This is a genomic window from Arthrobacter sp. CAN_A2, from assembly GCF_015752045.1.
In the GTDB taxonomy this organism is placed as follows: domain Bacteria; phylum Actinomycetota; class Actinomycetes; order Actinomycetales; family Micrococcaceae; genus Arthrobacter_D.
The window spans coordinates 1-8,968 of sequence record NZ_JADOUS010000026.1; the positions used below are offsets into that span (position 1 = coordinate 1).

The window sequence follows — 8,968 nt, forward strand, 5'->3', positions numbered from 1 at the left end:
TTAGTCACTGCCGATCTTGGAAGGTCTCGATCCCTTTTCCACTCAAGCACTCACACCGTGTCGCTCAGCCACCCCCACCGCAGGTAAGAAGAGCCGTTAAAGGTTCGCGGGTGTGGGGGTGAGGTGTGTGAGCCAGTCGATGAGGCGTCGGCTGGAGGTGGGGTGCACGCCTTGGGGTGTGTGTTGCAGTTCGTGCCAGGACTCGACGTCGGGGCCGGCGTCGATCGTGAGGCAAGTTTCGGGACTGGTGTCGGTGTCGGTGCTGGTGGTGTGGATGAAGTGGGTGAGGGGGCATTGGTCGAGGTTCAGGGGGTGAGGTGCGGCGAGTCTGACGAATTGCCAGTGGTACGCCAGCGCCCCGAGGGGTGTCCGGAGGGGGGAGTGGTGGAGGTGGTGGTCGAAGGTGTCCGCCCAGGGTCCGCAGTTGTCGGCGGGCATGGGTTTGGCGAAGTAGTAGCCCTGGCCCAGGGGCGCGCCGAGGATCGTGGCCGCTTCGGTGAGGCTTTCGTCCTCGAGCCCTTCGATGACGACTGTCTTTCCGAGGTCTCGGCCCATTTGGATGAGGGTCGCCATGATGCTGAGGGTTTCCAGGGGCCTGTCGTAGGCGTGGAGGAACAAGCCGCGGTCGAGTTTGATGGCCGTGAAGGGAAAGGATGAGAGGCGTTGCAGGCTGCTGTGTCCGGAGCCGAGGTCGTCCATGGCCAGGCGTACGCCGAGCCCGGCGAGGTCCTCGAGTGCGGCCCGTTGCGTTTCCAGGTTCATGGTGTTGGATTCCAGCAGTTCCAGTCCCAACCCGCCCGGTTCGATGCCATGGGTGTGGAGCAGGTGCGCTACGTGGGCGGGGAGGGATTGCTCGTGCAGGATTTCCGGGGGGAGGTTCACGGCGACGTTGGGTCGTGTGCCGGGCCGGTCCCAGCCGGCAATGAGGGCCAGTGCCTGATCGAGGATTTGATCGAAGAGGATGCGCAGGTCCGTGCTGTTGAGGTGGGGGAGGAACTCATCGGGGAACGCGATCCGTCCCTCGGAGAGGTTCAGGCGGGCCAGGGCTTCGAAGAGGGTGATCGACCCGTCACGGAGGTCCACGATGGGTTGGAAGTGGACCACGACGTGCCCGGTACGCAGGGCTGCCCGGTAGTCCTCGGCCCGGGATTTTTCGGCGGTCTCCGGTGCAGGTTCCCCTGGTGCGGGGTGTGCGTGGGCGTGGGCGGCGGTCTCCCACCAGGACTCGCTGTGGCTGTGGCGTTTCTTGGCGGAGTAGAGGGCTTCGTCAGCGCTGCGCAGGATGGATCGGCTGTCGGTGCCGTCCTCGGGGATGAGGGCGATGCCCATGCTCATCCCGATCCGGGTTTGCTGGCCCTCCACGGTGAAGGGGTCCTCGACCGCTTCATGGATGCGGTTCACGATTGTTGTGAGGTCCTCGTGGGAGGTGCTGCGGGCGATATTCGCCAGGATCAGGAGGAATTCGTCTCCACCCATCCGGGCCAGCACGTCCCCGTCCCGCAGGCGGGCCAGGACACGGGTCGCCCACTGTTGCAGCACCGCATCCCCGGCGGCGTGACCGAGGGTGTTGTTGACGATCCGGAAGTCATCGAGGTCGATCAGGCAGATCGCGGAGGTCAGGTCCTTGTCGGGGAAGCGGTGCACGGCGTCATCGACTGCCCGTTCGGCGGCGATCCGGTTCGGGAGCCCGGTGACGCGGTCGTGGATGGCTTGGGCTTCCAACTGCGTGATCAGCGCCACCCTGTTGCTGATGTCCTGCTGGACACTCACGAAGTGGGTGATGTCAGGGGCGGATCCTACGCGCAAAGGGGTGATCTTCAGGTCGTTCCAGAACGCGGAACCGTCCTTGCGGTAGTTGAGGATCTGTCCCTCGAACTGTTGCCCGGAGGCCAGGAGCTCCCTGATCTGTGAGGTCGTCTCAGGATCGGTGCCCGGGCCCTGCAGGATCCGGCAGTTCAGGCCGAGGATGTCCGCCGGCTCGTACCCGGTCATCGCCGTGAACGACGCAGACACGTGAGTGATGTTCTGCTGGGCGTCACTGATCACCGCGATATCGGACGTGGCTTCCCGCGCTGCGGCGAGAACTGCATTGACACTATCTCCAGCGGAACCATCCCCGCCGACACTGCGGCCGTCCGGGCGGTCACCGGTGTGGCCGTCGCTGGTGTAGGTCAGAAAGCTCATGGTGCCTCCCCTTATTGATGAGACTCAGGCCGACAACACCGTGAGAAGCACCTGATGTATTCGACCGAGCCTATAAGCACACGGGTAACAACAGCCCCATTGGTACTTTTCCCCCCACCTGTCCCTTTCGTAGTATGGGGACAGGCGGGACTGTTCCAGGGTGGTGGATTCCTGAGCTGTGGGGGTAAGCCTTGCGGATGGAGGGATATTCGTCTCAGGTAAGACGTGCACACGGGCGTCTGTAAGCGCCTGAGGCGACAAACGGCCTACGGCCTACGAGGATCACTCGGGCCGCTTCAGATGCGGGCGCTTTGGTCTCCTCCTGCGAGTTCGCCGGTGGCCACGAGGTGATCGACGACCTCACGGAGTTTGGACCGGGTCCGCGAGCTTGCCAGAGTGAGCACGAGGAAGGCCTGGTCGGCGGTGATCTTATGGCGTTCCATGAGAATGCCCTTGGCCTGGCCGATGATGTCCCTTGAATCGACGGCCTCTCTAAGTTGCCGGGACTCTTCCGCTTCCGCGAACGCGACGGCGGCGTGCGAGGCGACCAAGAGACCGATGTTCTCCGACTCGTCGGTGAAACCGTTGGCCTCGTACGAATACAGGTTCAGGGCACCGAGATCATCGCCCGTCACCCAGATTTGGATGGACAGCATTCCCCGAGCGCCTGCTTCAGCGGCACGCTCAGCGAACTTCGGCCACCGCGTCTCGGTTCCCATGTCCGGGACACGCACGGTCTGGTGCTCGTACGCGGCCTGCAAGCAGGGCCCTTCACCAGTCTCAACCTGCAAAGCGTCGATGCGCTCCGGGAGAGGACCGGAGGGGACACGGGAACCGACGTTCTTCCGGTTCAGGACCACACTGACCGAGCCCTCATCGGCTCCCGGAATGAGTCTCAGCGCGGCGGTGACGAATCCGGCAAGGACCGCGTCCGCGTCGGGCTCCTGCTGCAGCGACCGGGCCAGTTCCGCCAGCTCGGTCGCGAGGTCCCGGTCCTCACCGTCACCGTCGTGGTGGGCGGATGGCTCACCGCGACCTGATGTGTCTTGCTTACTCACTGGGCGTCCATCCTGACTCTCACGTCGTCCGCGGATCCTGCTTCGTCGCTCCACGGTGTGTTCTGCTGCACCCCGTCAGTGTGCCAGAGACCGCGCGACGCCCTAACAATCAATTCGTGCTGCTGTGCGGTTTGCGCACCGACGCGGCGAGAGCGACTCAGCGTCTGCCCGGTGACAGCACACATCTCCCTGACAATGCTATTCCGCTCCGCGGCGTTGCGCATGAGCGTGTCCTTACGGTCGACTGGCAAAGGAGGCTCATCGCGCCAAGCAGCCGGCAAGCGGGGCCTCGACGAGGGTTGCAGGACGGTCTCGGCCGCCCTGCAACCCTTCGCCCGGGCGTCTCTGCGAATCGCTGCAAAAACCTCCACACGTGCTCTCATCCTTGCCTCCACCGTCGGAACAAGCAGATGAAACCAACGCTGGGGTGGGGCCCCTTCGAACCGTGACACTCACCGGCAGCATGCTGTAACTGCTTGGTATCGTCTGTGCCTCATCACACTCCGAAGGACGGGCCTAGTCCTGCTGGTGGCGCGCTCCTGGTAGGCAGCACAAGAAACGGCAGCGCGGGAAATAGGGTCCGTACGAAACTTCTCCCCGTGGTGTGGGTGCGCCTGTACAGTTCGAAGCAGATGCTGCGTGAGCGGGGGTTGATCCTCGAGCGGAGGTATCGGGTTGAGCAGACAGCCCTCCACTGGCAGGGGTAACACCCTTGTGCAGGACAGGTGAAGGCCCACCGTGAATACCACCCCACCCTCTTCCCCCGCACCGCTCCCACCTGAACTGTTGGCGATTTTCGGGCGGACCAACGGTCACCTCCTCACAGAGCAGACCGCCCATAGCGCCGTCGATGGCTTGGCCGAGATCGCCCGCGACATCATCGGCGCCGCCGAGGGCGCCGGTGTGAGTCTTTTCAACGCCGACGGCACCCGTTTGAGCGTGGGCGCGACCGACCCGCGCGTGCTCGAAGCCGATGACCAGCAATACGAACTGGGCCAGGGACCCTGCATGAGTGCCTGGCTGGTGGGTGGGCCCGTCTACATCGCCGACACCCACACCGATCAGCGGTGGCAGAAGTGGACGAACGTAGCGGCGCCGCTTGGTGTCCGCTCCTGCCTCAGCGTGCCCCTGCTGGACAAACCGGCAGGGCTCGGGGCGATGAAGGTCTACTCGAACACCGTCGACGCGTTCTCGGACGAGGACAGGCGGCTGCTGATCAACCTCGCCCGCTCCGCCTCGACCCTCCTGAGCCATATCCAGGCCACCGACACCCCGCAGCGGATCAGCAACGACGTCAAGGCGTCCCTGGCTGAACGGGACACCATCGGAGTCGCCCGCGGCATCCTGATGGAACGCCTCAATGTGGACCGGCAGGCAGCCATGAACCACCTGATCGACCTTGCCACCGACGCGAACACCACCATCGGCGTCATGGCCACCATGATTGCTGAGCGTCAGGACGACGCCGAATTCACGCCGGGCCCATGATGTCCACGCCCACCCCTGAGGACCAACGACAGCGCACACTGCACGCCATCCACGGCAGTGGGCTCAAGGTGCAAAGCGTATGGATCCGCTACTTCTCCCTCACCGGGGACATCGACGAGTTCGAGCTCGACGCCTACCTTAACGGGTTGATCACCCTGACCCCGCTGGATCGGGACCTCGTATCCCTTGCCGTGAACGAACTCATCGCCGAAACACTCCCACCGACCGCCCCCTACAGTAACGACCCAGAAGACCCTGACGAACCGGATGTTCTGGTTGTCCGGGATGTCCTGAAAGTCCTCGATCACCGGGATGACCGTGATGAGGACGGCAGAGAACAGGACGCATCGGATAATACGTAGGACACTTTCCGGGTATGGAACGCACTCCCTGACCGTCGTCGACGGCGTTGACGATCGGACCGGCACACAGCCATCCCGTGGCCCTGGTGTTTCTCGCCGGCGCCGTCATCGAGCCTGGACGGCATAATCAGTCTCGGCGGTACGGAGTTCCGACTGCCCCTGAGCATCCGGCCTTCCCACCCTTTACCGGCGTGCTTCGGGGAGTCTGTCGACAGCGATGCGCAGACCAGATTGAGCATGCACGACGCCGTCGGGTTGCTGCGCAACGACGCGCACGCGCATCGACCGTCGGCGGAATCCTGTGAGCAGTTCGCGGTAGTCGACCGCGAAGTCCGATATTACTGAAGCCCCGGCTGAGCCCACTAAGGCCGGCATGGCCATGGCCGCAGAACACGGGCGGAAGGATCCTGTGGTGACAGGGGTACTAGAGGGCCGGCGTTTCGTCGACAAAGGGGGCTCTCCTGCGTTGCGGCAGGTCGTCGATGAGTTCGTTGAGGACCAGAGCGATCAGGTTTCGCTCTCCCACCGGCAGCGGATACATGCCCTCCAGGTAGGCGTCCAACTCAAAACGGCCACCATTGCCTCCAACACTGTAGTAGTGCCACCACAGCTCGCGGGAGGTAATGCCCGCCTCCTGCGCCGCCAGGCGTGTGCCGTGCTGTTGGTCATGGTGCTGGCCGTGCTGATCGGTGGTCTGCTCGGTGTGCTTTGTCATGCGAGGCCCCTGAGGGGTGGAACCGGGAAGCGGTGCGTGCCTGTGCTCTCGTGAACACCACGGGGAACCGGAATAGCCCCGACCAGACGCTGATTATTCCCAACGCTATCGTCCACCGGTGACACGCGCACCCGCACCCCAGAAACCTAAACTCCCCGGGATGTGTGCTGTCCGAGGTGGGAATGAGACTTGCCACCACCAGGATAGTAATCATGCTGATAGTTTGTGGTGGGTGGCTGGTGGATCAAGTGCCGATAGCGAGCAGTGACTTCTGAGAGTCGGTGGGGGTGGCAAGTGGATTTGTGGGCGTGGACCCGGCAGGTCCGGGACATTCTGGTGTCGACGCACCTGGGCATGGCAGATGTATGGGTCGCGTATTACGCGTTAGGCGGTGCGGCGTCACGGCTCGAGCTCGAGGCGTGTCTGGCCGGGGTCCTGGTCCTGGATCCAGGGGAGTGCGAGGTGCTCGTCGAGGCGACGAACACGCTCCTGGCCAGGGCCCGCGTCGGGGTCAGAGTTCCCGGCTGCGTTGCCCCACCGCAGGAAAGGTGTACATCAGACGCGCGGTACGCGATCGGGGCTGCGGGGGCGTTTCTTCTCAGCCCGCAGGAGCGGGAACGAGAGCGGATGGCAGCGGTCATCCGGACGGGGCTGCTGGACACCGCACCCGAGGACCGGTTCGACCGGATCAGCCGGCAGACGAGCACCTACTTCGGGGTCAGCTCGGCAATGATCACCGTCATCGACGAGCAGCGGTGTTTCGGTAAATCAGTGATCGGTCCCCTGCAGGACAATCCCCCCGGGCTGCTGTCCCTCTGCCAGATCATGCTTCGTAGCGGTGGCCCGATGACCGTCGACGACGCATCCAGAGATCACCCGTTCAAGAACAATCCCTTGGTTCTCGGCGACCCGCATCTGCGGTTCTTCGCCGGGCACCCCATCCGCGGTCCCCGCGGATGGACGGTCGGGGCATTGTGCGTCGCCGATCAGGACCCCCGGAAGTTTTCTACCGGTGATGGTCTCGCTCTCGGCGCGTTCGCGCGGCACGTGGAGGACCAGATCAACGGGCCCCGCATTCTCCCGGACTTGTAATCGCGACCAGGGCTGTGATCGCTACCCGGGTCCGTAGGCGGGGTTCTAGACGGTGCGGGTTAGAGCTCGAAGTGTGTGCGGACGGACCCGGCCTGGCCTAGCGAGCCCAGGAGGTTCGCTGCGAGGTCCCGGAGTTTGATGTTCCGGCCTTGGGAGGCGGTGCGAAGGATCGCGATGGCTTCGTCCTGGCTGCACCGGTTCTGTCCCATGATGACCCCTACCGCGAGGTCGATGACGGTCCGGGACTCCATCGCGGCGCGCATGTGCGCGGAGTTCTCGTTGAGGGTGGCGATCCGTACCGCCAGGCGCAGGGACTTGGACGCGTCCCGCGCGAAGCCTTCGGCGACCTTGATGCTGGTTTCGTCAAAGGCCTCGGGTTCTGTCGCATAAAAGTCCAGGCCCGCACTGGCACCTGCATCGAGCCGGATGGGGACACCCAGGGCCGAGCGGATCCCGTACCCGGCAATGGCTTTCCGGTACTCGGGGAACCTGGACTCGGTGAGGAAATCCGGGATGTGCACGGTGTGTCCCTCCCGGGCGGCCCGCAGACACGGGCCGTCATCGAACCCGAACTGCACCTCATCCATGGCACGCGCCTGCTCACTGCTACTGGCCACCGTCGTCGCGGACTGGGGTCGCAGCAGGGTCACACCGCAGAACACGTCCCCGTGGGCGCGGGAGAACGCCGTCGCCGCGACCGAGACCAACCCGTCCAGGAACTCCTGAACGTCCTCACTGTCGAGGACCATGTCCTGCAACAGGGCCGTCATCGCGTGATTGGCGGCCTCCTCGGCCAGCTCTCTCTCATCCGGCACGAGCATCGTCCTTTCCCAACCACAACCAGGGACCTCCCGGCACATCCACTCCTACTATGCCTGCCCCGGGCTCATCGCCACGCATCAGCACGCATCGTCCATATCAGCGCGGGGGGTACCACCTGGCCGATCACAGGCTTTGGGCGATTCCGAGTGCTGGCGCAGGCGACTGGACCAGGCTTTCTGGAATCTGGTGGACGACGACAGCGTCCAGGCGGTCCTCGTCTTCAGCGTCCCTGCGGTCCAGTTCTTCGGTGAGTTCCTCGCCACGGAGCTCTGTTTCTGGACGAGGTTCACCGTCATGGGCGTACTCGTGGGACAACTCGCGCTGAATCCTGCTGTTGAGGACTTCGACCTCAGGAAGGCTCAGTGATGGCAGGTCCTCGGGGAAAGACTCCAACGGGGTTACGCGGGTGGTCATGGAACGCCTTTCGACGGGAAAAGGGCACACAAAAAGGTCTCTCTTCAAAACTCATGCCGACTTCATCAAGTGCAGAACCCGGCTTCGCAGCATCCGCATCCACACCGTTGAGGACGACGCACCGCCCTCACCCCGCCCCTGATCATGGCCATGGAACTTCGCATCACACAGAGCGGACGGGCGGCCGGTGTCCCTCCGGTCGCCGGCTGCTTGAAAACCGGAGGGGCTCCCACGTTCGTGCACGAGGCTCGTCGGTGTATTCCGGCGGAGGCCCGCGGACGAATCCGGGGACATCGTTAGGGGTATCTCCAGTATGAGCCGCACGCGACAGGAGGAACTGGGATAGTTGCCTCAAGAAAACAGGATGCTCATCGCGGCAGAATCTGATAAAACATCGCTTCAACGTGAGGTCGTCGTCCTGGTAGGGAGTTCGCCGCTGCTGACCAGGACATCGGCGACGTTCCAGAGCTTCAGGTGGCGCGCTGGCTGGCCATGGACACCACGATGAACGCCTGCTCGCCGGTGATCTGGTGTCGTTCCCTCAGGATGCCCTTGGCCTGACTGAAGACGTCCCAGGAGTCCACCGCGTCCTGCAATTGTCGGGTCTTCTCCACCTCGGCGAACGCGACCGCGGCGTGAGGCGACCAGCAAGCTGATGTCCTCCGACTCGTCCGTGAACGCATTCGCTTCGTACGAGTACGCACCCGGGCGGCAGGGGTGCAGGTCTCACCGCCGCGCTGGGCTGCTGCGGTGATTTCGGACAGCGGAGTCGGTGATTATCTCTACGCTGCCAGGGCTGGCTGCTGGTAACTGTAGTGGACGTCGTTCGGGTA

At 63.9% G+C, this 8,968-nt stretch carries 9 protein-coding genes; 4 read left to right on the forward strand and 5 right to left on the reverse strand.

Annotated elements, in window-relative coordinates; all coding sequences use genetic code 11:
- Window positions 1-96 precede the first annotated feature (96 nt).
- Both IWX63_RS15820 and IWX63_RS15825 read right to left on the reverse strand, forming a co-directional pair.
- A complete protein-coding gene (locus IWX63_RS15820) occupies window positions 97-2,184 on the reverse strand; it encodes a putative bifunctional diguanylate cyclase/phosphodiesterase (protein WP_199279116.1) in 2,088 nt (695 codons plus the stop codon).
- 296 nt (window positions 2,185-2,480) lie between these two features.
- Entirely contained in the window at window positions 2,481-3,242 is a 762-nt protein-coding gene (locus IWX63_RS15825) for a GAF and ANTAR domain-containing protein (RefSeq protein WP_199279117.1), read from the reverse strand.
- Window positions 3,243-3,980: 738 nt separating this feature from the next.
- Between IWX63_RS15825 and IWX63_RS15830 the strand changes: the two genes are divergently transcribed.
- Window positions 3,981-4,730 carry a GAF and ANTAR domain-containing protein gene (locus tag IWX63_RS15830; RefSeq protein ID WP_334685935.1) on the forward strand — a complete coding sequence of 250 codons (750 nt, stop codon included), beginning with the start codon at window positions 3,981-3,983 and terminating at the stop codon, window positions 4,728-4,730.
- On the forward strand, window positions 4,727-5,092 hold the full coding sequence (locus IWX63_RS15835; RefSeq protein WP_199279119.1) for a hypothetical protein: 366 nt from the start codon (window positions 4,727-4,729) through the stop codon (window positions 5,090-5,092). Before IWX63_RS15830 ends, IWX63_RS15835 begins: the two co-directional genes overlap by 4 nt.
- A gap of 424 nt (window positions 5,093-5,516) precedes the next feature.
- Here the strand turns inward: IWX63_RS15835 and IWX63_RS15840 are convergent, their stop codons facing one another.
- Complete coding sequence (locus IWX63_RS15840; RefSeq protein ID WP_199279120.1) at window positions 5,517-5,807, reverse strand: hypothetical protein; 291 nt, start codon at window positions 5,805-5,807, stop codon at window positions 5,517-5,519.
- A 354-nt stretch (window positions 5,808-6,161) separates the two neighbouring features.
- On the opposite strand from IWX63_RS15840, the gene IWX63_RS15845 reads away from it, so the two are divergent.
- On the forward strand, window positions 6,162-6,899 hold the full coding sequence (locus IWX63_RS15845) for a GAF domain-containing protein (protein ID WP_199279121.1): 738 nt from the start codon (window positions 6,162-6,164) through the stop codon (window positions 6,897-6,899).
- 59 nt (window positions 6,900-6,958) lie between these two features.
- Here the strand turns inward: IWX63_RS15845 and IWX63_RS15850 are convergent, their stop codons facing one another.
- Entirely contained in the window at window positions 6,959-7,714 is a 756-nt protein-coding gene (locus IWX63_RS15850) for a GAF and ANTAR domain-containing protein (protein WP_334685936.1), read from the reverse strand.
- A gap of 193 nt (window positions 7,715-7,907) precedes the next feature.
- Here IWX63_RS15850 and IWX63_RS15855 point away from each other — a divergent pair, with 193 nt between their 5' ends.
- On the forward strand, window positions 7,908-8,087 hold the full coding sequence (locus IWX63_RS15855) for a hypothetical protein (RefSeq protein WP_199279122.1): 180 nt from the start codon (window positions 7,908-7,910) through the stop codon (window positions 8,085-8,087).
- Between the two features lie 518 nt (window positions 8,088-8,605).
- Here the strand turns inward: IWX63_RS15855 and IWX63_RS15860 are convergent.
- Window positions 8,606-8,749: an ANTAR domain-containing protein gene (locus IWX63_RS15860; RefSeq protein WP_199279123.1), complete on the reverse strand. Its 144-nt coding sequence runs from the start codon at window positions 8,747-8,749 to the stop codon at window positions 8,606-8,608.
- Window positions 8,750-8,968 lie beyond the last annotated feature (219 nt).